Annotated in this window: 18 protein-coding genes; 6 read left to right on the top strand and 12 right to left on the bottom strand. The window is 64.2% G+C overall.

Annotation, left to right across the window (positions count from 1 at the left end; all coding sequences use genetic code 11):
- Positions 1 to 319 precede the first annotated feature (319 nt).
- Complete coding sequence (locus tag ACSQ27_RS22885; protein WP_436157790.1) at positions 320 to 832, top strand: hypothetical protein; 513 nt, start codon at positions 320 to 322, stop codon at positions 830 to 832.
- A 189-nt stretch (positions 833 to 1,021) separates the two neighbouring features.
- Positions 1,022 to 1,603, top strand: a complete 582-nt coding sequence (locus ACSQ27_RS22880; RefSeq protein ID WP_436157789.1) for a hypothetical protein — start codon at positions 1,022 to 1,024, stop codon at positions 1,601 to 1,603.
- A 191-nt stretch (positions 1,604 to 1,794) separates the two neighbouring features.
- Here the strand turns inward: ACSQ27_RS22880 and ACSQ27_RS22875 are convergent, their stop codons facing one another.
- The 7 genes from ACSQ27_RS22875 to ACSQ27_RS22845 all read right to left on the bottom strand — a co-directional run bounded on the left by ACSQ27_RS22875 (position 1,795) and on the right by ACSQ27_RS22845 (position 10,733).
- Positions 1,795 to 4,083, bottom strand: coding sequence for a glycosyltransferase family 2 protein (locus ACSQ27_RS22875; protein ID WP_436157788.1), 2,289 nt, complete (start codon positions 4,081 to 4,083; stop codon positions 1,795 to 1,797).
- The gene (locus ACSQ27_RS22870) at positions 4,084 to 4,233 is read right to left on the bottom strand and encodes a hypothetical protein (RefSeq protein WP_436157787.1); all 150 of its coding nucleotides are present in this window, start codon (positions 4,231 to 4,233) and stop codon (positions 4,084 to 4,086) included.
- 19 nt (positions 4,234 to 4,252) lie between these two features.
- Positions 4,253 to 5,635 (bottom strand): hypothetical protein, encoded by a 1,383-nt coding sequence (locus ACSQ27_RS22865; protein WP_436157786.1) that lies wholly within the window; start codon positions 5,633 to 5,635, stop codon positions 4,253 to 4,255.
- 29 nt (positions 5,636 to 5,664) lie between these two features.
- Positions 5,665 to 6,282, bottom strand: coding sequence for a phage tail protein (locus tag ACSQ27_RS22860; RefSeq protein WP_436157785.1), 618 nt, complete (start codon positions 6,280 to 6,282; stop codon positions 5,665 to 5,667).
- An 11-nt stretch (positions 6,283 to 6,293) separates the two neighbouring features.
- Positions 6,294 to 9,296 (bottom strand): hypothetical protein, encoded by a 3,003-nt coding sequence (locus ACSQ27_RS22855; protein WP_436157799.1) that lies wholly within the window; start codon positions 9,294 to 9,296, stop codon positions 6,294 to 6,296.
- Positions 9,297 to 9,382: 86 nt separating this feature from the next.
- Positions 9,383 to 10,000 (bottom strand): hypothetical protein, encoded by a 618-nt coding sequence (locus ACSQ27_RS22850; protein ID WP_436157784.1) that lies wholly within the window; start codon positions 9,998 to 10,000, stop codon positions 9,383 to 9,385.
- Between the two features lie 112 nt (positions 10,001 to 10,112).
- A complete protein-coding gene (locus ACSQ27_RS22845; RefSeq protein ID WP_436157783.1) occupies positions 10,113 to 10,733 on the bottom strand; it encodes a hypothetical protein in 621 nt (206 codons plus the stop codon).
- A gap of 264 nt (positions 10,734 to 10,997) precedes the next feature.
- Here ACSQ27_RS22845 and selD point away from each other — a divergent pair, with 264 nt between their 5' ends.
- Complete coding sequence (gene selD / locus ACSQ27_RS22840; protein ID WP_436157782.1) at positions 10,998 to 12,074, top strand: selenide, water dikinase SelD; 1,077 nt, start codon at positions 10,998 to 11,000, stop codon at positions 12,072 to 12,074.
- 52 nt (positions 12,075 to 12,126) lie between these two features.
- On the opposite strand, the gene ACSQ27_RS22835 is transcribed toward selD, so the two are convergent.
- The 5 genes from ACSQ27_RS22835 to ACSQ27_RS22815 form a co-directional block, all read right to left on the bottom strand.
- The gene (locus ACSQ27_RS22835) at positions 12,127 to 12,492 is read right to left on the bottom strand and encodes a hypothetical protein (protein WP_436157781.1); all 366 of its coding nucleotides are present in this window, start codon (positions 12,490 to 12,492) and stop codon (positions 12,127 to 12,129) included.
- A 192-nt stretch (positions 12,493 to 12,684) separates the two neighbouring features.
- Positions 12,685 to 14,370 carry an RHS repeat-associated core domain-containing protein gene (locus ACSQ27_RS22830; RefSeq protein ID WP_436157780.1) on the bottom strand — a complete coding sequence of 562 codons (1,686 nt, stop codon included), beginning with the start codon at positions 14,368 to 14,370 and terminating at the stop codon, positions 12,685 to 12,687.
- Positions 14,371 to 14,405: 35 nt separating this feature from the next.
- Positions 14,406 to 15,875: a ShlB/FhaC/HecB family hemolysin secretion/activation protein gene (locus ACSQ27_RS22825; RefSeq protein ID WP_436157779.1), complete on the bottom strand. Its 1,470-nt coding sequence runs from the start codon at positions 15,873 to 15,875 to the stop codon at positions 14,406 to 14,408.
- Positions 15,876 to 16,323: 448 nt separating this feature from the next.
- On the bottom strand, positions 16,324 to 17,817 hold the full coding sequence (locus ACSQ27_RS22820) for a protein kinase domain-containing protein (protein ID WP_436157778.1): 1,494 nt from the start codon (positions 17,815 to 17,817) through the stop codon (positions 16,324 to 16,326).
- A gap of 15 nt (positions 17,818 to 17,832) precedes the next feature.
- Positions 17,833 to 18,828, bottom strand: a complete 996-nt coding sequence (locus tag ACSQ27_RS22815; protein ID WP_436157777.1) for an FHA domain-containing protein — start codon at positions 18,826 to 18,828, stop codon at positions 17,833 to 17,835.
- 504 nt (positions 18,829 to 19,332) lie between these two features.
- Between ACSQ27_RS22815 and ACSQ27_RS22810 the strand changes: the two genes are divergently transcribed.
- From ACSQ27_RS22810 to ACSQ27_RS22800, 3 genes are read left to right on the top strand one after another with little or no spacing between them, the layout of a single operon-like run.
- On the top strand, positions 19,333 to 20,001 hold the full coding sequence (locus ACSQ27_RS22810) for a hypothetical protein (protein WP_436157776.1): 669 nt from the start codon (positions 19,333 to 19,335) through the stop codon (positions 19,999 to 20,001).
- An 11-nt stretch (positions 20,002 to 20,012) separates the two neighbouring features.
- Entirely contained in the window at positions 20,013 to 20,663 is a 651-nt protein-coding gene (locus ACSQ27_RS22805) for a glycoside hydrolase family 25 protein (RefSeq protein WP_436157775.1), read from the top strand.
- 13 nt (positions 20,664 to 20,676) lie between these two features.
- Positions 20,677 to 22,869 carry a hypothetical protein gene (locus ACSQ27_RS22800; RefSeq protein ID WP_436157774.1) on the top strand — a complete coding sequence of 731 codons (2,193 nt, stop codon included), beginning with the start codon at positions 20,677 to 20,679 and terminating at the stop codon, positions 22,867 to 22,869.
- The last annotated feature ends 15 nt before the right edge of the window (positions 22,870 to 22,884 follow it).

The following is a 22,884-nucleotide window of genomic DNA, read 5'->3' as shown; positions in this document are numbered from 1 at the left end:
CCCTGATCAATAACGACTACATAAATTTTTCAGTCATTTTTTGTCCGCATGCGGACATTCAAGCGAAGGATTGTGCATGTCAGGCGGCAAACTCGCGAGGCCCTTTCGCTCAAATGCGCGACTTTCTAGCCCTCCATAAGAATGGCCATTAACTACTTCATCCCACGTCCAGGTCGCTTTCATAAAAGCTATCTGACTCAATCAAGTTATGAGCGAATAAGGTCAAAGGCAGATAACCCAGCAACAAATGTCATTTCCTTCCGGCCGTCGCCCACATCAAACGTCGAGCACGCTCACTTAACCACAACTTATTGAAACCATGAAAAGAAAAGCAATCGCAGCACTACTACTTGCCCAAACCATGCTATTTGGTTGTGCCAGCTACAACTACACCGACGCTCCGCCGACACTAGGGGTGTTGTACTCAAAGTACGCCTACATCGGATATACCGGTGAGCCAAAGCCTATCGAAGACGTTGGCATCGTCACAACGGATGGACTGATCAAAATCAGTTTGGTTAATGGCCAGCCCATCTCGAGCTACAAAGTGTTCAAAACATCAGGAATGTATTCGGGTGGGCGCTATCAGTTGCATCTACTTCCTGGGACGCACGTCTTATCAATGGGCTTTCACGATGACAGGGGAAATGGCTCAAGATCTTGGTCGACCTCCGACGTCACCAGAACGATCTCTATTGCTAAGGGGCAAGTCGTTCACTTATCCGTAACTGGTGGAAGTGGCAGAGGGACATGGACGGCAAAAGAATCTGATGGAAGTAGCGTGCTTCCGCTGATTACAAGCGATTTCAAAGAACTGACCAATGCCAAATAAAGCTCGCAAAGCGTTATTAACGGCCGCTTCAGCTGATCGAGGGTCGTTTGAATTTATCTCCTGAAACGCTTGAAAAACTTATTGTCACACCTACGGATTACAGACTACCCTTTACTTACTATGAAAACTTCCTTCTCGGCATTTATCTTTTCTGCATGTTTGGCCACTCATGCCATCTCAAGTCACGCGATGAGCGCATCCGATGACTTCATCACCAAATTTTCCGCCTGCGACTCGGGCTTGTTTGCTGAACTAAAAAGCGATGACATCACATGGCGCAAGGTCGCTCCCGTAGAGATCGGCGATGGCGCGGCTTGGATCAAAGTACCAGACCGCAAAGACGGAGGAAAGAATGAGGTGCTCTTGCAAAGCCCGGTTGCTGTGGCAGGAATGGAGCTTCTCTCCTACTTCGACGAAATTTTGGAACTTGATTCCATCGGCAGCTACTACTTCTGGGGATTTACGGTTAAAGGCGATGTTTCCAGTGTAGAAAAGAAAATCCGAGCCTTGGTGTTCGACAACGGGAGACTCAGGCGTGACGGGCCAGCGTTCGTCAGAACGGAACTCAAGGTGGGTCGCGGCCCCTGGCAAAAAGCAAACACGGCAAGCGCCGCAGTCGGGGCAGGGAAGATAGAGCGAGTCTTTCTCATCGAGCCCCATGAAAGCAGGGTAAACACCGTCAGGTTGTCCTGCTCACTTCAGGGAACGTTGTTGCCTGAAGTCATAAAAGATGTCCGCCCTGACATAGCGTTCGACACTGAGAAAAAATAAAACAGTCGACTCAAACGACATAATGATTTGTGACGGTCTCGGAATTAAAGCGCGTCCGCATACGGTTGGATCTACCTCAAAATGGACCGCTGTTCTCGCGACTTGTTGACTCGATGGCCTGCCAGGTGGTCAGTCTCTCTGTGTAGGAATTGATCCTGAACCGCCACGGAGTGACCCGCAACCGCCCACCCTCACAACATCAACCTCTCCACCTGCTCCACCGGATAACTGCGCCAGCGCCGGTTCAAAGTCTCCTTGGGACTGGTGTTGCGGGCGTGCACGCGCGCGACGTAGAGGTGCTGGTCGGGGTTGATCGCGATGCGTTTTTGCTGTGGGGCCCAGACGAAGGCGTTGTCTTCGCCGACGTTGATGTCGGCGAAGGGCGCGCCGCGCCAGAATTCCCTGCGGTAGCACAGGGTGCCGCCGCAGACCCAGGGCGAGCGGCCGTCGTAGACGTATTGCCAGGCGCGCCGGCCCTCGGGGGCGTAGAAAAATACTTTGTCCAGGCCGCAGATGTCGGCGCCCTGCTCCAGCAAGGCCTTGACCTGGGAACTGAGCCAGCGGGGTGCCATCCAGTCGTCGTCGTCCCAGTGCGCGATCAGCTCGCCGCGGGCCAGCTCACAGGCGATGTTGCGTTTGGCGCCCAGGGTCAGCTTGCGGTCCAGCCGCATGTAGTGGATGGCTTCGTGCTGGGGGATCAGGTCGGCCACGCTGTCGCGGCCGTCGTCGAGCACGATGAGTTCGCGCGGACTGTAGTCCTGGGCCAGGAAGTTGCGAATGGCCTGGGGCACGAATTCGCGCCGGTCGGCGGTGGGCATGATGCAGGAGACCATGGGCCGCGCGGGCGCGGCGGGCGGCGGCGCGGCAAGTGCCGGGTTGGGGAAGTAGAAATCGCGGTCGTGCTGCAGGCATTCGGGCTGGGGCATGCGCGTCCAGGCGTTTTGCTGCAGGAACTGGCCTTCCTTGAATTTCCAGGTGTTGCCGTCGTGGCGCACGTAGATGTAGAGCTCGCGCCCGGGCACGCGGCTCAGGCGCGCGCCGCTGCCCAGGATTTTAAGCAGGAAGTCGGCGTCCTCGCGCAGCGAGGTGGCGGGGTAGCGGCAGCCGGCCTCCCACAGGCTGCGCCGGTACACCAGGGTGCCGCCGCTGACGTTCTCGACGAACATGCGGCGGAACAGCGCGCGGCTGGCGGCCCAGAATTCGGCCTGCGGCCGCGCCATGAAGAGCATGTCATGGATGCCGGTGACGTCGGCGATGTTGTGCAGGATGGGCGCGGCCTGCCGGCTCAGGCGCTGCTCGCTGTACCAGTCGTCGTCATCCCAGTGCGCGACGAGCTCGCCCAGGGCCAGGCGCACGGCCTCGTTGCGTTTGGCGCCTATGCTGGTCCCTGGCGGCATGCGGATGCAGCGTATGCGCGGGTCGCTGATGTCGGCGGGCAGGTCTCCGTCTTCCTCGTAAACAATGATGAGTTCCAGCGCCGGGTAATCCTGGCGCTGGAAGTAGCGTATGGACTGCGCGACGAAACCGGGCCGGCCGCGCGTGGGCATGATGCAGCTCAACAGCGGTGAGGCGATGGCCGGCGCCGGCACGGGCGGGGTTGGCGGGAGCGGGGCCAGGCCGGTGGCCGGCGGCACAAAGATGCGCATGCGCTCGGGCATGGCGAAGTAACGGCACTGTTCGCCGGCGCAATGCGCGTGGTAAGGCGGGGGCTGCTGGTGCGCCTCGCCGCGCCAGGCGCAGAAGCGGTCCTGGTAGAGCTGCTTGCTGGTGTCGAGCAGCGTCTCCTGCAGCCGCGACTGCCGCGGGCAAGGCGGCGCGCGGTGCACAAAAGCGCCCTGGGCCCAGACCCCGCGAAAGCCGGCGCGCGCGGCGCGTATGTTGTAGTCCATCTCCCAGCATGGGCCCTGGGCATAGGCGGTGTCGGCGCCGCCTATGGCAGCCACCACCTCGTTCTTCACCACATAACAAAAGTCCGAGAGGCTGTGCAGCGGCTCCAGCGTCACGCAGGCGGTGCCGAACTTCGCCGCCAGCGCATCGGCCTGATTCCACAGGGCATCTTGCGTGGCAGCGCAGGCCGGCGCCACGGCCTGTTCGTTCCAGCAGCGGTTGGTCGAGGGGCCGGCCAGGCCGTGGCTGGCGTCGGCATCGAGCGCGGCCAGCAGCAACTCCAGCCAGCCGGGCGTGACGCGTGCGCCGTTTTCGAGGAAGACATAGACGTCGGCCGGCACGCCGACCAGCCGGTTGAAGCAGGCGGCCGCACCTTCATGCACGGGCCCGGGCAGCTGCTCCATGCCCGGGAAGGTGTCGAGCAGCGCCTGCAGCGCGACGGCCTCGGCTTCGTCGGCGGGGTCTGGCAGCAGCCGCAGGCCGAAAGGCAGGGGCGTGTTCTCGAACAGGCTGGCCAGGGTGGCGGCCAGGGCGTCGGCATGCGCGGCCACATGCACGCCGACCAGGATCTGGCGCTCTTGCGGGGCCGGCATCTACCACTCCTCGCAGCTGGCGGGCAGGGCGAAGAGGCTCGCGCGCGCATCGCCGGACAGCACCCGTAAGACGCGCTGGTGGACGGACACGCTGAGCGCGTGCCGCGCGTGGTCCGCGTGCGCCATGGCCGGGAAGCTGCTGGTTTGCATGGGCGGTTCCGCGCGCCGCTCACCAGCTCTTCATCGGCTCGGGGCCGGAGGTTGTGGCGCTGAACTCGAAGGCATTGCCCTGGAAGACAAAGCCCGGCACGTTGATCTTGCACCAGACGGCGCCGTTGTAGGGACTGCTGCCGGGCCTCAGTTCCATCTGGATGCTCACATTCTGCTTGAGCGCATCCTGCGTCTGCAGCGACAGCGACAGCGGCAGGAAGTAGTTGTTGCCGTAGAAGTTGGTCTTCTTGCTGCGCGGTTCGCAGACCATGGTCACGTACTTGCCGTTGTCGTCGTAGACCAGCAGGAAAACGAACTGGTAGTCGGTGCTGGCCTGCCAGAAGAGCCGCACGGTGCTGCCCGGCACGGTCTGCTGCGCCGGAATGGCGCGCGCGGGGTAGATGTTGACCACGCCGGCGCCGCTGGCGTAAAGGTGGTCGACGGGCACTTCCAGCACCGGCGAGGTTCCCTGCAGCGCAATCGGGTCGTTGCTGACCGGCGTGCTGGAGGACATCACCACATTCCTCAGGGGCGGCACCTGCTCGGCCAGGGTGGAGTGGCGCGCGGCGCCGGAGCCGTCGCAGTTGAACACATAACCGCCGAACTGCGTGACCACGCTGGGGGCCTGCACGCCCATGCCGCAGGAAGGCACCAGCTGCAGCTGGATCAGGTCCTGGCCCGGCAGCTGCGGCGACTTCTGCAGGCGGCGCACCGTGCCGAGGTGGTCCAGGCAGACCTCCAGGCCCCAGGTGATGCCGGCCAGCGAGAACACGCCCGAGCCGTCGTAGTTGAGCACCTGCTGCTCGCGCCCCGGCCCGCCCGTGGTGGACGGCGCCAGGTGGTTGACCTCGCCCAGCAGCAGGCCGCCGGGATTGGCCGCGGTGGCGATGAAGTCCACGCCCGACATGAGTTCCTTCATCACCACGACCGCGCCCGTGTCGCCCTGCGACGCCACGCCGCCCTGTTGCACCAGCGCGAAGTTGTAGACCTCCTTGTTGGCCAGCGGGTCGATGTCGTAGGGGGCCGTCTTGAAGGTGGGCGAGGACACGCCCAGGATGGTGCCGAAGGTGAACAGCCAGTCGGTCCAGCCGGGTTTCGCGGCCATGCCCTGCAGCGTCGCGATGACCAGCTGCACGTCGTCCATTCCGTAGGCGCCGTTCACGCCGCGGAAAAAAAACTCGGGCGCCATGAAGACGTTGAGGGTGTCTCCGTCGGGCACCGGCGGCGACTGCGGCGGCAGCGCATCCTTGGCGACCTGCATGGCGCGCAGCATCAGCTCGCAGCGCGCCTCGATATCCAGCGCCGGGTTGTTCAGCCCGAGGTAGATTTTCGAACCATCGGGATTCGACTCGGGCGCGGTATCGATCACGTAACCTATGAATCGGACATTGTTGTAAGCCATGCTGTTTCTCCTGTTAAAAATACTCGAGGTCATCGGATGAACGGCGCCAGACCGTAGGTGAACTTGATGATGTGGTTGACGTAGACGTTGATGGGACGCGTTTCGTACAGGCTCACCTGCACTGCAGACTGGCCCTGCTCGGTCACCGGCCCGGTGGTCGGCGTAGAGGTGCTGGTGGAGGCACCGGCCGCCGTGCCACTGGACGAGGGGGTTGCCGGTGCGGGTGCGCTGTCGTAATCGTGCGCATGGGTTTGCAGCGCGAAGGACTGCGTCGAACCCACACCGCTGCCCTGCCCCTGGCCGCCGGGCGGCACGCTGCGTGTACCGATGTCGGGGTCGTTCTTCGTGCCGGTGCCGTTGCCGCGCAGGAAGAAGCCGCGGTAGTCGGGAATCAGGAACTGGTTGCCGCTGCCGCCGTAGACATAACCAAGCACCGCGAACAGCTCGGGGTAGTCATAGGTAGGCAGCGAGCGGCCGTCGCAAAACATCCAGCCCCAGGCCTCCAGCGGGTCGGTGACGTAGTCCTGCGGGGTCACGGTGGTGGCGGCGCCGGCGCTGTCGGGCGCGCCCAGGGTGCCGGCAAAGGCCGTGACGGAGCCGACCGGCAGATCGCCGAAGCCGGGGCGCACGAAGAAAGGGTTGTTCATGCCCGGCGCCATCATGGTGCTGCACTCCCCAGGTCGATGCCGGGCAGTCCCTCCGCGCCGGCGCCGGACTCGTCGAGCACCTGCATGGCCGTGGGCACCACCACCTCCCAGCACGGGCCTATGGGCCGCAGCGGTGGGCGTTCCGGCCCGGACTGCTTGAGGTCGTTGACCAGCGGGACGTCGGCGGGATTGGCGGGTGCCAGCCGGTCGCCGGAGGCCCACAGCATGCCGGACGAGTAGAAATACAAAAACGCCATCACCTGCGCGGGTCGCACCGGCAGCAGCACACGCGCCTGGTCGGCCTGCAGGAAGCTGGAGAACAGCGCGTCGTCGTCGCCGGCCAGGCTGCCGAGCTCGAACTGCGCGCCGCCCGGGCCCAGGCCGGGGCTGGCGTAAAAGCTGTAGACCATCTCGTTCCACTCGAGCACCTCGTCGAAGAACTGCAGGTAGCGCGGCTCGTAGACGGCGAACTCCGAGGGCGGCGACAGCGCGCCGCCGCGGGCGTCCATGCCGGTCAGCGTGAGCATGCGCTCCAGCAGCAGGCGCAGGCAGGCGTTGCGCAGTTCGCGCTGCTCGATCTGCCGGTTCGCCAGCGGCGAGCGCGGGGCGATGCGCCCCTGCGGGCCGCCGTCGGCGCGTGCGTAGTAGGCGGCCAGCCGCTCCTGGTAGGCGCGCATGACGGCGGCGTAAATGCGGATGCGCCACTCGTCCATGCAGCGCTCGGAAGGCGCGCACTGGATCTCGACGTTGACCTGCACCTGCGGATCGACGGGCGGCGACAGGCTGGGCGGGTAGTCGAGCACCGACACCGGCACGCTGTCGTCCTCGCCGAACAGCGCCAGGCCGTCCGGGCTGCCGGGCGGGGTGAAGGTCTGCCGCCCCACCAGCACCACGGGTGCCGGCAGCCCCGTGGGTGCGCTGACGTAAGCCACAAAGGCCTTGGTGGCGCAATAGCCGGCGGGAATGGCGACCTGCTTTTCTTCCCCGTCGCGCAGGGTGGCCGAGGCGAAACGCTGCGCCAGCGGCGGCGGCTCCAGGTCCAGCACGCCGTAGTAGGCGCCCAGGGCGGCGTAGTTGCCGGGCTGGATGTCTTTGAAGGTGGCGATGTGCAGATGCAGCTGCAGCGGCGACACCGGCTTGACGAAGTCCTGCCCGGCCGAGGCCTGCTCGCCCGCAATGAAGGCGGCGGCGGGCCTGCACACCATGAACTCCATCATGAGCCGCTGGCCGTAGTTGACGACGCAGGCCTCGTAGACCTTGTTGAGCCAGCGGTAGACGCCGCGCAGGCTGCGCGTGCCCCCGGTGTTGTCGACCAGGCTGACCACCGAGTCCTCGGTCTGGCTCATGGTGCTGCTGGAGCGCGTGAGGCTCACGCTGCGGCTGATGCGGTTGACGGTCTTGTTGAGGATGTCGCGCGCGAAACGTGTGGTGTCGTCCAGGCCCGGCGTGGCGCCGGGCTGCACGGTCTTGCTCCAGGAGCCGTCCAGCGTGGCCTGCGTGGGCGGGCCGTAGCTGCTGGTGAACTTGTTGTACTGGTTGGTTTCGGTGGCCTCGGCCACGGTCTTGCGCGACTCTTCCTGCAGGTTGCTGCGTTCGTCCGCGGCATCGTTCTGCAAGAGTTGCTTCTCGCCGCTGCTCTGGTGCAGTTCGTCGAGCTGGCGGTGGGTGCGCCTGTGGGTCACTTCGCGGCGTTCGCCGCGCATCACGTTCTCGATGCGCGCGATCTCGCCGCACTGGTAGCGCAGCAGGCGTTGGCGCACCATCTGCAGGTCGCCGATGGCATACGGCTCTATCCAGCCCGGCAGCCCCGGCGGCGGGGAAGCCGCGGGATCCTGGTCTTGCGCCGCCGGCAGCGGGAACACCTGCGCGCTGAGCACGGGCGTGGCCTGCAGCAGCGCCTTGATCTGCTGCGTCGTCAAGCGATCCAGCAGCGGCGCGAGGACGGGTGGCGCGGCGACAGGCGTTTCGCCGGCTGCCGCGGTGGGCGCATGGGCGGCATTGGCGGCATCGGCTGCGGTAACGGCCGCATTGGCCTGCGCGAAGCTCTCGAAAGGCTGCAGCGCCACCTCTATCAGGTGCGCCATCAGCAGCGCGCGGGTGAATTCATCGCGCAGCGCGCTGTCGTAGCCCAGCGTGACCACCAGGGCGAAGTAGCTCTGCCAGACCTGGTCCAGCGCTTTGGCATAGCCGGTGGAGTCAAAATAAGTCCAGTCCAGCGCATAGCGCGACAGCACCCGCGTGAGCTGCTCGCAGGCCTTGGCCAGCCAGGCCGCCGGCGGGCCCTCGGGTTTGGGCAGGCGCATGAAGAGCTGCGGGAACTCGCTCACGGGGCAGGCCAGGCTGTCCATGCTGCTGACGAAGTCTCCCGCATAAACCTTGCCGTCGATGAAATCCACGGCCAGTTGCTGCGCGGCCTGGCGCGCGCCCTGCGCCTGGTTGCGCGCGTTCACCAGGTCGCCGAAGAAGCCGCTGGAAGGCGGGCTGGAACTCACGTAGTTGACGAAGCCGTAGAGCAGGTCGGCGGCGCTCACCTTGGGCCAGCGCCGCACGTAGACATAAGGAAACAGCTCGTCGGGATGGCTGGTGACGATGGGAATCGGTTCGACCGGGTCCACGGAAGGATCCGGATCGATGGGCAGCGGCCCCGGTGGCCAGGGCGGCGGCGGCAGGGGCCCGCGTGCGGGGCAGGCCACCATGATGCCTTCGAAGTGGTGGTCGTCGCTCTGCCCTCTCATGCCGTAGTGGATGTCGGCAAAGATGGCGGTGTTGGTGATGCCGTTGATGTGCACCGGCGTTTTCTGCTGCAGGTAGCCGGTGACGTAGCAGCCCGAGCGGAATTTGAATTCAAAAGGCTTGCTGGGCCACAGGCGCGTGATGGTGACCTGCTGGCTGTCGGCCGGGCCGGACTTGCAGGACACGCTGGCGATGGACGGAATATCGTCGGCCGGCTCCCGGTTGATGGTGAAGTCGAAGACCAGGCAGCCGTCCATGGCCGACCAGCTTCTTTTGACCATTTCATTCACGCGGGAGCTCCTGGGTAGGCGGCATTCTGCGCGCATCACCGGCGCACGGCCCGGGGGCCGCGCGCCGGCGAAGCGGCTTAGCACATCACGATGTTTTCGAGGTTGAAGGCGAAAGGCGTCGAATTGGCGCCAGGGCCGCCGCCGGTCATGACGATGTCGGCGCTGGCAATGCCCAGCAGGGAGATCTCGGTGTTGATGTTGGAGATGATCGCCGAGTCCATGACCTGGCCCTGCACGATCTGCGAGGCCACGCCGATCCAGATGGTCGGCTTGAACTCGAACACCGCTTTTTGCTGCGGGGCGATCGAGGTCTTGATCGCCAGCAGCCTGCCGGACTTGTAGATGCTGGCGTTGATGGCGCCCTTGGCCAGGCTGTTGAGCACCTGCACTTCCTTGGAGCTGGTGCCGGCGCCCGCGGCCACCAGGCGGTCGCCCGAGGTCGTCAGCGCCATCTGGAACAGCTGGCCGTTCTGCGCGTCGAGCTGCGGCGTGTAGTTGCCGTAGCTGTCGCTGGCGCCGACCTGCATGGTCATGGGGAAGGTGAAGGGATGGTTGTCACCCTGGCCGCAGTAGCGGATGACCTGCCAGGCCACCGCGAGCTCGTCGAAGTTGGTCGCGACGTTCTTCTGGAAAATCACGATCTCCGAGTTGTTCGCGTCGTTCGAGTTGTTGATGAAGTTCAGTGCAATATCCATGGTTTTCTCCTGTTGATAAAAAAGATGGCAGCGCACCATGCGTTGCCCGTTTGCCATCGTTGCCCTGCTGCCCCGGCGGCGAACCCTGCGTGTCCAGGCCTGGCGGACGCCCTCAGGCCTGGACGATGTTCTCGAGATTGAATTGGTAGGCGGTCGAGCCCTCGCCCGGCCCGCCGCCGGTCATCACGATGTCGGCGCTGGCGATACCGAGCAGCGAGATCTCGGTGTTGATGTCCGACATCACGGCCGAGCTGATCGGCTGGCCCTGCACGACCTCGGAGGCCACGCCTATCCACAGCGCCGGCTGGTACTGGAAGACCGCCTTCTGCCCGGGCACCACCGAGGTCTTCGCGCCCACCATGCGCCCGTCGCGGAAGATGCAGATGTCGACCGAGCCCTGGTTCATGGCGTTGAGCACATCGAGTTCGGTCGAGGCGCTGGCCGGCCCCGTGTACAGCAGGCGCCGGCCACCGATGGGGGTGGAGACCAGGCTCAGCATCTGGCCGTTCTTGGCCGGCAGGCGCGGCGTGAAGTTGCCGTACTCGTCGGTGATGGACACCTCGTAACCGTCGGGGTAGACAAAGGGATGCGTGCAGTCGCGCCCGCAATAGCGGATCACTTTCCAGGCCACCGCCAGCGAGGCCATGGTGGTCAACACGTTCTTCTGGTAGACCACCACCTCGGACTTGTTGCCGTCGCTGGACTTGTTGACGAATCGCAGTTTGATATCCATGGTGATTCCCTGTGGTGGCTGCTCTGCTCGGGCCGGTGGGCCTTTGTGCTTCAGTGCCGCTACTCTAGGGAAGGCCCATGGCCAAAGCGATTACAGGCGATTACAAAAGCGCACAGGGAGCGCACGTGAAAATTACCCTTGCGCGGCGGCCCTGAATGCGCTGCGAGCCCAAGGGCCGCCTTGTCATAAACTTGACGCACTTGCGCTGCCCATCCGGACGCGATGCGCCCCGCCCTTGCTCCCTACCCGATTGGAAATTTGCCCATGGCCAAGCCAGACACCCCCAAGCCACCCGCCGCGACGCCCCGGCTCACCAGCCTGTCGCACGGCGGCGGTTGCGGCTGCAAGATCGCGCCCGGCGTGCTCAGCGAGATATTGAAAAACTCGGGCAACCTGCCCGGCATCAACCTTCCGCCGCAACTGCTGGTGGGCATTGAAACCGCGGACGACGCGGCCGTGTACCAGCTCAACGACGAGCAGGCGCTGATCGCCACCACCGACTTCTTCATGCCCATCGTGGACGACCCCTACGACTTCGGCCGCATCGCCGCGACCAATGCGATCAGCGACGTCTACGCCATGGGCGGCACACCCATCATGGCGCTGGGCCTGGTCGGCATGCCCGTCAACGTGCTGCCGCTGGAAACCATAGGCGCCATCCTGCGCGGCGGCCAGGACGTCTGCCGCGATGCCGGCATCCCGATCGCCGGCGGCCACACGATTGACTCCGTCGAACCGATTTACGGCCTGGTGGTGATGGGCCTGGTGCACCCCTCGCGCGTCAAGAAAAATTCCGGCGCGCGCGCCGGCGACGTGCTGGTGCTCGGCAAACCGCTGGGCGTGGGCATTCTTTCAGCCGCACTCAAGAAAGAGGTGCTGGACGCCGAGGGTTATGCCCGCATGGTCGCACTCACCACACAGCTCAACAAACCCGGGATAGAACTCGCACGCATGGAAGGCGTGCACGCGCTGACCGACATCACCGGCTTCGGCCTGGCCGGCCACGGCCTGGAACTGGCGCGCGGTGCGGGCCTGCAGGTCAAGATCGACTGGCAGCGCGTCCCGCTGATTACCGGCGCGCGCGAACTCGCAACGCAAGGTTGCGTGACCGGTGCTTCGGGACGCAACTGGGCCAGCTACGGCCATGAAGTGATGTTGCCGGCCGGCTTTGCCGAAGTGGACAAGGCCTTGTTGAGCGATCCGCAAACCTCGGGGGGACTGCTGGTGTCTTGCAGTGCGGAGAGTGCGGCGGAGGTGCTGAAGATTTTTCGGGATCAGGGGTTTGGGGAGGCGGCGGTGATGGGGGAGGTTGTTGTGGGGCGGGGGATGGTGGTGCGTTGAGAAAGACAAAGAGACTGCCCAGAATCCATAGCGGCTAGCAACAGACACTTCCCTACTTCGCAACAATAAATCCATCAGGTGAATCGATAACCGAGTTAAACCCCAGTTCACGAATAATTTTGTTCGACGGTCTTTCGTTTGTGCCGATGACTTGCAACAACTCATACCCTGTTGCTCGGCTCTCTTCGCCGCAGTGCTCGTCAACCGCGTACAACGCACGTATCAAGAGATCTGCCGAACTCTCTTGAAAGCGGGTCGACAGAGTGGTAATCCGTCCGTCAACCAAACCCGGTCGCGCAGATCGAACGGCCAAGTCATTTACCGGGCTCGATACAACCCATATCGGCATCTGCCTGGCAAGTTCGATGATTTGATCACCAAACGCTCGATCAAGAACGAGCGAAATCATTGCTTTCATGGTTTGGCTTTTTCGTTTTTCACCTAGAGCTTCGGGATTAGTATTTGCCCAATCAATTTTGGCTATTCAGCAATAAACATTCTGCCAACGCTACGTCCTCACTGCTCCACCCAAGGCCGGGCGTACTTATCGTTAGTCGAAGTCTCTTTTCAAACTCTTCCTTTACGGCATCGAGTCTTAATGCAGAAAGCCTCACCTCAGTGCAAAACAGTGCAGTCGAACGAATGATCGAGCAGATACCCGGTCATAAATTCTAAGCGTTCCATCGGTATCAATGCGGAACTCTGTGCCCTGCGTGCTCAAGGCCGAAGTGCGAAAATCCTGCGCAAGCCTTGCGTAGTCACCTGAACTCTTCACACCGAAATCTCGTCCATGTCTGTCAAAGTGATCTTGCAATGTATCAGGCCGACCCCAGCAGTCATTGTGGAGGCAATTGTTAAATAAATACCCAAATGCCGCAGTAACCGCTCCGCTCTCAAACTTCCCACCGGCAATCATGGAACCCACTCCACCAGCGATCGTGGACCCCATCAAACCGTAAGCTGTACCGGCCAAACCGGATACGCCGGATAGTGCACCCGAGCCGCAGCTGCCGCCGCTGGCAACACTGGATACACAGCCCACTGCGGCATGCGCTCCAAAATGCTCGATGCCATATTTACCGTAAACCTCACCGACGTCCCCAGCCCAGTTAAATGCTTGTGCCATGGCATAGGTCGTGGCGTAGGTAGTAGCCCCTGCTCTGTAAGCCGCAGCCACAGACCCGGTACTTTGATAGGCGTAGTACGAAGACCAGATCGCTCCGCCGCAACCGCCGCAGATGGCCGTGAAGGCAGTCGCCGCAACCTGCCCAGCGGCATAGAGCACCGGGTTGTTCATCACATACTGGTCGACCTGCTTTTGCCCCGGTTGCGCGGCCACGAGATTGAACAGGTTCCGGGTGGAAGTGAAGATTGAGAAGGAGGTGAATGCCTTGAACATTCCCCCAAAAGTGCTGCTCAACCAGCCATACCCGCTGGGATCAACCAGGCGCAAAGGATTGTTGCGAACATAGGCATAACGGTTGTAGTTCTGCAAATCGCTGGCGTTGTCGATGAAGGGGTCCGAACTCATGAACCTGCCAACCAGCGGGTCATAGATGCGTCCATTCATGTGAATCACCCCCATCTCATCGAGGTGCTCATGCATCGTGTAGCCGCGGTCGGTGTTGAATCCCACAATGGAATCCAGTACGTCCGGCCTGCCGTTCACAAATCGCCGCTTGCCCCAGGGGTCAAAGGCCATGCGCTCGACGACTGAGCCCGTTTCATCACTGATCGCGACCACGCTGCCCAGGTGATCGTTGTGGAAGTAACGGGTGCTGGTAGCCGGTGTTGAACCGAGTGCTCCCGTGCGGTTCACAAACAAGGCAAATGCCACCCCGCCGGCACTGACGTAATGTTTGTTCTCGGTAATGCCGCTGGCGAGCTGTTCCTTCTCGTAGCTCAGGCCCAGGCTGTCTTCGCCATTGAGGTACCAGGTCGTGCCCGGATTCGGTCCGCCCGTGACCACTTGTTTGATGCGCTGGTGCTCGGGGCCATAGACAAATGCCAGCTTCCTGTCCACCGGCCCGGCCGCGCTACCCGCCGTGGTGCCGAGCAGGCTGCCGAAGGTGATGGTGGACGGCATGTTGAAGCTGGTGTAAACCTCTCCCCTGTACGTGTGTCGCCCGTTCACCGCGTCCAGGCTTACCGTGTATTCAAGGTTGCCGTTACCCAAGGCCGTGCCATTGACCGTCTGGGCGCCCGGCTTGTAGTCGTCAAAGGCATAAACCAGCTGGCGTGTGCCGGTCAGCGCCATCTGCGCACCCGGCGCCGTCTCCAGCGTGATGTTGGTCATGCGGTTGGGCCGCGCGCCGTCATACCAGTAGCGACCTACGTCACTCTTGTAGGTGATGTTGCCCCTGGCGTCCGGTTGATCTGCCAGTGCCAGGTGCCGGTGTAGTTCAGCTTCTGGTCCGCGATCCTGAAGGGAAGCGTGAGGCTGGCATCGGCGGTGACCAAGGCAAAGCGTGAAGTGCCTTCGTTGTATTGTTCTTCCGGTGCGGTCAGCGAGCCAAAAGCGCCGGTGCCGCGTTTGTAGGCCAGGTTGCCTTCCAGGACGGCCTCCAAGATGAACTCCTTGTGGCCGATATCGAAGGCCCAGCCGCCGGTCGCGCGGCGCTGCGGTTCCAGCTCATAGTCGTCGATAAAGTTCTTCGACTTGCGCTGCCAGCCCTTGAGGCTGAGCGTGGTCTTGCGCGAGGCATCGCGGTAGACCAGGCGCGAGAGTTTGATTTCCGCGGTGTCGCTGGTACCGCTATAGGTATAGGTCTGGCTGGGGCCGACGACGTTCTGGTGGTAGTTGCTGCGGCTGGCGGTGACGCCCAGCAGCCAGTAGCCGTAGGGCACGCTGTAATGCACGACGCCGCCGCGCGTTCCGCGCTCACCCGCAGCGCCCCCGCCCAGGTCGTGGTTCACCGTGACATAGAACAGGTCGTTGAGCGTCCACCAGTTGTCATAGCTGAAGGTCATGCTGCCTTGGTATTTGCCGGTGGTTTTGGTGCCGCTGTCGTCGGCGGAGAGGGACAGGCGAAAGGGGCGGGGCTGCTGGTAGCGGATGACGAGGTCGCTGCGGCCGGGAGCTCCCTGGACCGGCTCGACCACGATTTCGGCCTGGGCGCTAGGCACGCGCCTGAAGTTTTCGATGGCCTGCTCAAGGTCGCGCAGGTTCAGGACGTCGCCGGGCTTGAGTGGCATGGCATTCCAGGCATTGCCGCGAGGGCTTGCGGGCTCGGCGAAGCGGATGGCATGGACGCGGCCCGGGATGATGGTGAAGGTGAGCGCCTGACTGGCTTTGAGGTCTTGCTGCGCCAGCAATACCGCTGTGGTTGTGAAGCCGCGTGCCACCACCGCGTCCTGCATGCGCTGGGTCAGCAGCTTGATGCCGTCGGTGCCCAGGCAACGCCGCAGTGGCGAGTCGTCATGCCCCGGGCCGTCCAGGGACTTGAGCGCCCAGTCCCAGTCGGCGACCGGGCTGGGGTCGCCCGCGATGACTTGCAGGCCGACCTGGTGGACGGAAAAGCAGGGCGCCTCAATTGGCAGGCGCGCTGCCGGTGGGGGTGACGCTGCGGGCCGGCGTTCGTCGGGGATTTTTTCCTGCTGCTGACGCAGGGCGCGCTCGCGTTCCTGGGCGCGGTTCTGGGCCTCGCTGTCGTCCCGATTGCGTTCCCGCTGTTCTGCCGGTGGCAATACCCTCGGAGGGACGGATTGCGCCATGGCCACATAAGGCAAGGCCAACACCACCGCGATGCCGAATGACGCACACCAACCGTAGCTTGTTTTCCTGAGACTTCGTTTCCGCACACGCACACTCCCTCAATTCGTTCCGGTCCAGCTTTTTTTGAATTGAGGCGTGACGGACTCAACATGGAATATCCCGCCCGAGCGCGCGAGGATTTTTCCGGTTCATGGTGAAACCCGGCATGGGCCGGGGCGGAAATTTCGGTCAGGGAGCAGCTCGTCTTCACTCTCGATCAGGCGAAGCAACAAGACCTTGAGCCCTCGCAGTGCCGTGCCTTGATGAGAAACCCAGCCGCCGGGTGTCCGCGTTTTTTTTGCAACCACGAACCATACCGGCGATATATCAACGGCCTGCCGCGAATTGTCCGCAGGCGGATATTGATTGTTGGAAATGCTGCAGAAAATGGATGAGTGGTCGGTCGGTGACCGGGCGTACCAACTCGCCGGACATCCACACAGGCGGTTTCCGGGGCCCAGGAGTCCCAGGCCGCGACTCAGGTCAAAGGCGGGTTCACGCGCGGTGCTCAGCCATCAGCCTGAACACCCGGTCTTCCCCCTCATGCCGCGCGGCGGCCGTGCCCAGGTATTCCTCCAGCTGCATATTCGCCGCCAGTTCGCGGCGGGCGTGCTGGCTGGCGACGATGGCGCCGGGGGCAGCCACGCTGTTCAGGTGCAGGGCGACGTTGGCGCCGTGGTTGCGGCTGGTGGCATCGTGGCGCGAGGCCGGGACCACGCTGTGGATGCCGCCCGAGATTTCGAGTCGCACGCCGTGCTGGACTTCCAGCAGGCGGCTTCTGCGCTGCACGCGCGTGCACAGGTCCATGGCGGCGGTTGCCGCCTGCTGCAGGTTCTGCGCGCTGCTCTGGCCCTGCTCAAAATGAAACAGCATGCAGTCGCCGAGCACGCCGGCGCTCTGGCCCTGGCCGCCCTGCACGGCGTTGGCGCACCAGCGCATCTGCTGCTCGCGCATCTCCTGCAGGTAGGCCAGGGCCAGCGAGGAATTCCTTGCGGGGTACAGGCGCAGGCCCACGCACAGGATGCCCAGGGCATGCTCGGCGCTGGAGGCGTCTTCCGGGATGTCCAGGCTGTCCAGCGTCAGCTGCCTGGCGGTGGCCGCAGGGGCTGCCGGCGCGGAGGGCGCCTGGCGCGCGCCGTGCAGTTGTGCCAGGCACTGCACCAGGTCGAGGTAGAGGCCGGCCGCATCGGTCGCGCGTTGCTGGAGGTCTTTTTGCAGGGCCTGCCGCAGCAGCGGTGCCAGCGGGTGGCCGGTCAGTTCCTCGGGCAGGGCAATGGCGGTTTCGCTCAGCTGGCGCTGCAGCACTTCGCCGACGTCCGCGCCCTGGACGCAGGGCCTGCCGCTCAGGCATTCGAGAAACACCAGGGCCCAGGCATAGATGTCGGTCGCGGGTGTGCAGGCTTCGCCGCGCAGCTGCTCGGGCGCGCAGTAGGCGGGCGTGCCCTCGGCGCCGGCCTCGAAGCGCGGCTCACCCTGGTGGCTGGCCAGCCCGAAGTCGAGCAGCTTGAGGTGCAGGGCCGTCCCGGTGGAGGCGACCATGATGTTCTCGGGCTTGAGGTCGCGGTGCACGACCTGGTGCTGATGCAGAAAGGTCAGGGCGTCCAGCAGTTGCGCCATCAGGGCCATGGTGTCGGGCAGGGGCAGGCCGCCGTTGCGCTGCAGAAAATCCCTGAGCGTTTCCCCGGGGATGAACTCCAGCACCGCGAAGAGCAGCCCGCCCGCGGCCATGCCTTTGTCGATGAGCCGCACCACGTGCGCATGCTGCAGCATGGCCAGCACCCGGGTCTCCTGGTGCAGGCGCTGCTGCACGCGCCGGTTGGCCGCGGGATCGTCGGCCGAAGCCGGATGGGGAATCTTGATGGCGACGAACTGGCCGGTGCTGCGCTGCCTGGCCTTGAACACCTGGCCCGATGCGCCTTGCCCCAGCAAGCCCAGGGACTGGTAACCCGGCACGCCCACGGGAAAGCCGTGCGTGGGCACCCGCGTCATGGTCGGGAGCAGGGGTCAGGCCAGGAGCGATTCTTCCGGCAGGCTCTGGCTGCCTGCCAGTGGATCGAAGTCGGCCTCCAGCGCGGCGCCGCGCAGGATGCGAAAGCGCAGGCTGCCGAAGCGCAGCGAGCCGCGGCGGCGCTCTATGAGCTCGGGTACGTGCGCGCCCTGCGGCATGGCGAGCGCGAGCTGCTTGCGCATGCGGAAGATCTGGATGTTCAGGTGGCCCGGCTCCAGGCCCAGCATCTTGGCCAGGCGGTCGAGTTCGACCCAGCCCTGCGCGTGGGGCGCGAGCTGGCGCTGCGCATCGGCCAGCCTCAGGCGCGCCAGGATCAGCAGCGCGTAATGGTGCGAGCGCTCGCCGAGGTTGAGGTGCAGGCCGGCATCGTGCAGTTCCAGCCACGCGTGTTCTTCGTCCTGGCTGACCTTGAAGAACAGCGCCGGCTGCGCCCGCCTCAAAAGGGCCTTGCCGCCGGCCATGCAGTCCATGGTGGAGGCCACCTCGGCGGCCAGCAGGAAGCACCAGGCCTTGCCGGCAAAGCGGACCTCGTCGCCGTCTTCGAGCAGCCAGCTGCCCTCGGGCGTGGTGCACACCCATTGGCCTTTGTCGCTGCGGTGGATGGACAGCTCGGCGGCCAGCCCCTGCGGCAGCAGGTTGGAGTGGCCCAGGGGGATGTAGGGATCGTCATGGCCCAGCGGCCACAGCAGGTTGCGGGGAGGGGAGAGGTCTTCCACCAGCCAGGCGGCCCCGCCTTCGCGCCCGAAGGCCAGGGTGGCACCCACGTGCAGTGCCAGGCCCTTGGTGTTGGAGAGCAGCGCGTCGTCGAGCAGGGTGCCGTTGCGGCTGTGGTCGTGCAGTTCCCAGGCCTTGCCGGTCCAGCGTATCGACGCGTGCAGCTGCGAGGCGTCGAGGTTTTCAAGCAGGGTGTCGGCGGAACGGCCCCGCCCGAAAACATGGTGTGCCCGCAAATAGATTTTGCGCTGCGTGGCGCGGTTTCTCAGAATAGCCACTTGCGTTCTCCCTCTTCTTGCCATCAATCCCATGGCAAGAGCCATCGCTCTGCGGCGCTGTGCATCCTGCCAGTGTCGGAAAACCGTATCGGTCGGCGCAGTATCTGCGAGAGCTTCAATCGTCGTCAAGCGCTGCGGCGCCGTATTTACAGAACAAATCCGTTTCGGCATTAATTGCCTTGATCCAGCTTTACACGGCGGACGTATCCAGGGGAACCCGCGGTGGCCGTGCACACACACAGCATGGCGTAATTTGAAGCGCAGTCAATCGGGGATTTCTTCCTGGATGGCCATAGCCGGCGGCAATGCGCCGAGGCTTTAAGTCAAAACGTTTCGCCGAAAAAATTACGTGAACGCGTTTGAATCTCAAAGTGTTAGTGATGCAGGGCGCGGCGCCGGCCATCTGTAATGCGCTGTAATCGCCAACGCATGGACCCGCGCCGACAATTTCTTCAGCGAGACGGCAGTTGCCCTTCGCAGCGAACCCCTTTGCCGGAGAAGTCCATGCCTTACCTCACCAACGCACAACGCAACCTGCTGGCCCCGGCCGGTGAAGAGCATCCCGAACGCGGGGCAATGGTACCTACCTCTGACCAGGCGCCTTTCTTCAACGCCGCGTGCTGGGGCTGGGCCCTGACCGGCGAATACGAGAACGCCAACAACGCCTACACCGCCCCCACCATCTACAACTCCGACGAAGGCGCGTTTGTGTTCGACGAAGACCGCGTGCCGACCGGGCTCAATGCCGACTTCTTCGCCACCACCGACGACTTCTTTCCGCAGACGGCGCCTTTCCACCAGGTGCTGGTGGACAACCTTCCGGCGGCGCTGAACGGCGACGAAGACGCGCAGGACGCATGCCGCGTGGCCCTGATGACGATCACCGCGCAGCTCAACGGCCTCACGGTGCTCGCCGACGACGGCTCGGAGGTCTACACCCTGGTCATGAAGTCCAGCAGCTGGTACGGCTGGGACCACTGGGGCCTGGGCATACAGGCCACGGACGGCGTGACCACCACCTGGCAGCAGAAGGTCAGCGGCAGCCCGGCCGACCCGCAGGCTCTGTACTACAACTGCGGCGAGATGTGGGACGCGGACCTGGCGCTGGAAACGGTGCTCAAGATCGACGGCCTGCAGCAGGCGCAGGTCGACATGCTCAACAACGTCGTCTGAGGGAGGCGGTCATGCGGGTGAGAGGCATAGACGTCAGCCACTACCAGGGCAGCATCAACTGGCAGCAGGTGGCCGGCAGCGATGTGGCCTTTTGTTTTGTCAAGGCCACGGAGGGGATGTACGTCGTGGATCCTTTTTTCAAGGACAACTGGGCGGGGTCCGCGGCCGCCGGCTTGCAGCGCGGCGCCTACCACTTCGGGCGCCCGAGTACCAAAGCCCAAACCCAGGCCCAGCAGTTTTTCGCGACGGTGGGCCCGCTGGGACCGAATGATCTGCCGCCGGTGCTGGACATCGAAACCCTGGACGGATGCAGCGCCCAGGCTGTGCTGCAGTGGGTGCTGGATTTCACCACCGACGCCGACGCCTTGTTCGGGCGCCAGACCATGGTCTACACCGACCACGGATTCTGGGAGAAGCTGGTCCCCCTTCTGGCCGGCGATCCGGCGGCCTCCCAGTCCCTGGGCGCGCGGCCGCTGTGGCTGGCCGGCTACGTGGCGGCCCCTACCGTTCCCGCGCCCTGGCAGGCATGGTCTTACTGGCAGTACAGCGACGGCACCGTCAACGGCGGAACGCCCGTGCCCGGCGTGGCCGGCGCCGTGGACCAGAACTGGTTCGAGCAGGCCGACCCCGAATCGCCGACCTCCGCATCCCCCTCACCGTAGTCCAAGGATTCCCATGACAAGTTACGTCACCCTGAGCATCGTCAACAACAGCCAGGCAAACGGCACGGCATCGGGCCTGGCCGACGATGCGATCTACCTGTTCCTGACCCAGGAAACCCTCAACCAGGCCTGGCGCATGGACCCCGCCACCGGCGTCGCCTCGCCCATGCCCGCGCCGGGGACGCCGGCCCCGGCCTTCACGCTGGCCGGCCTGAAGGCTGCCGGCGGCGCGATCCAACTGGACGCCGGTGTCCCGCTTCCTTCGGCACGCCTTTACTTCAGCAGCTCGCCGGATGCGGTGACCGCGCCGAACGGCAAGATCAGCGGGCCGACCGCCAGCACGGCGGATTTTTTCTATGACTTCGTGGAGGTCTCGCTGACCTGCACCGCAGCCAATCCGCCGGCCCACGCCGCGCCGGACAATCTCAACCTGGACTGCACACAGGTGGACCAGCTGGGCATCCCGTTCACGCTGCAGGTCACGCCCCGTGACCCCAGCTTCGGCGCCGGATCGGGCATCGTGGCCACGCTGGACCGGCAGACCCTGGTGGCCGATTACAAGGCCATGGCGGTGGGCCCGCTTGCGCCTTTTGCCGACTGCGTCTACCCCGAGGGCAGCGACGCGTCCACGCCTTACCGCCTGCTTAACCCCAACGACGTGATCAACGGCCAGCTGCAGGCGGCCAGCCTGCAGGGAACGCTGGCCGTCTCGGGCAGTCCCGGCGCATGGCAGGCCAGCTTCAGCATCACGGGCCCGGGCACCCCGGCTCCCACCAACGGCGGCCTGGTGGTGGGCATGCCGGTCAGCGGCCCCCTGATGCCGGCCGGCGCCACCGTGGGCAGCTTGCCCGGCGCGCCTTCGGGCAACACCGTGGTGATCAGCAGCGCGAGCAGCGCCGCCAGCAACCCTTTCACGGCCAGCACCAGCCCGGTGGAGCTGTTCTTCGTGACGCCGCCCACCACCGCACTGGCGACCTGGTTCGACGCGGCGATCGACAATTTTTTTGCCTGGTGCAAGAAGAATCCCGGCTTGCTGCAGATCGAGCAGAACAACAACGGCAACCACCTCTACACCGGCAACCTGGTGCAGGTGGGCGGCATCATCGACATCAGCGGCAACAGCAACACCTATACCGTGCTGCAGTTCACCGGCGGCAACAGCGAGACCTACAACCTCTACTATCCCTTCTTCAGCACCAACTCGGCCGCCGGCAAGACCACGCCTTTCGGCGCGGACGTGCCGCCGCCGCCCGCCTGGTGGACGCCGCTCAAAGGCCTGGCGTACTACCAGCCGCCTTCGGCGATGGTGTTCGGCGCCAGCGGTGTATTTGCCGACAACACGCAGCAGCCGCTCACCGCACCCAACAGCAGCGCGGTGCTGGGCGCGATCGAGAACGTGATCGTCACCGCGCTGGGGCGCGGCTACGCGACCAGCTGGAAATTCCTGCAGGGCGGCATCACGCCCGGCAACCCCGCCACCACCGCGACCGTCAGCCTCAGCGGCGGCGCCACCACGGCCGGCCTGGTGGACGGGATAGACATGGCCTCCTTCCAGATCGCCAACATTCCGATGACGGCCTCCATCCCGGCCGGCGCGCCGGTGAGCAGCTTCGGCGTGAGTTCACCGCTGGCCATACTGCCGACCACACCGGGCCTGCTGACCTTCTCGCAGTTCTATCCCGCCGGCGGCACCTTGAGCGCGTTCGCGAATTTCCTGCACAACCCAGCCGTCACGATAGACGGGCGCGCCTATGCCTTGCCCTTCGACGACCAGGGCGGCTTTAGCTCGGACCTGAATGCGGCGACCTCGGTCGCCAGCCCGGCCGGCGTGCTGCTCACGCTGGGGGCCTGGGCGCCCGGGTCTGCCGGGCCGGCCGTCGTGGGCGGCGACAAGTTGCCGGTACGGCTCGTCTGGCAGGCCAGCGCGGACTATTGCTTCACCTTCCTGCTGCACTACGACACCAGCGGTGAATACTCCACGATGCAGATTACGATTCAGGGCGGCCAGTTCAGCGGCGGCTACACCCCGCCGGTGGCGCTGCAAAGCACGACGGAGATCATCGATATGAACCTGGTAGCCGTGGGCGCACCCTACAACTGGGGGCTGTGGTGCAACATCCACGTGCCCGGTTTTGACTTCGAGGGCAATGCCTTCGAGTTCAGCACCCAGTACAACAATCCGCCGCCGGACACGGTCTGGGATTAAAAACGGTTCAGGCCC

The sequence above is a fragment of the Polaromonas sp. LjRoot131 genome, assembly GCF_964252805.1.
Taxonomy (GTDB): domain Bacteria; phylum Pseudomonadota; class Gammaproteobacteria; order Burkholderiales; family Burkholderiaceae_C; genus Polaromonas.
Note: the sequence above shows the minus strand (reverse complement) of the source record. Positions and strands in the feature narration are given on the sequence as shown.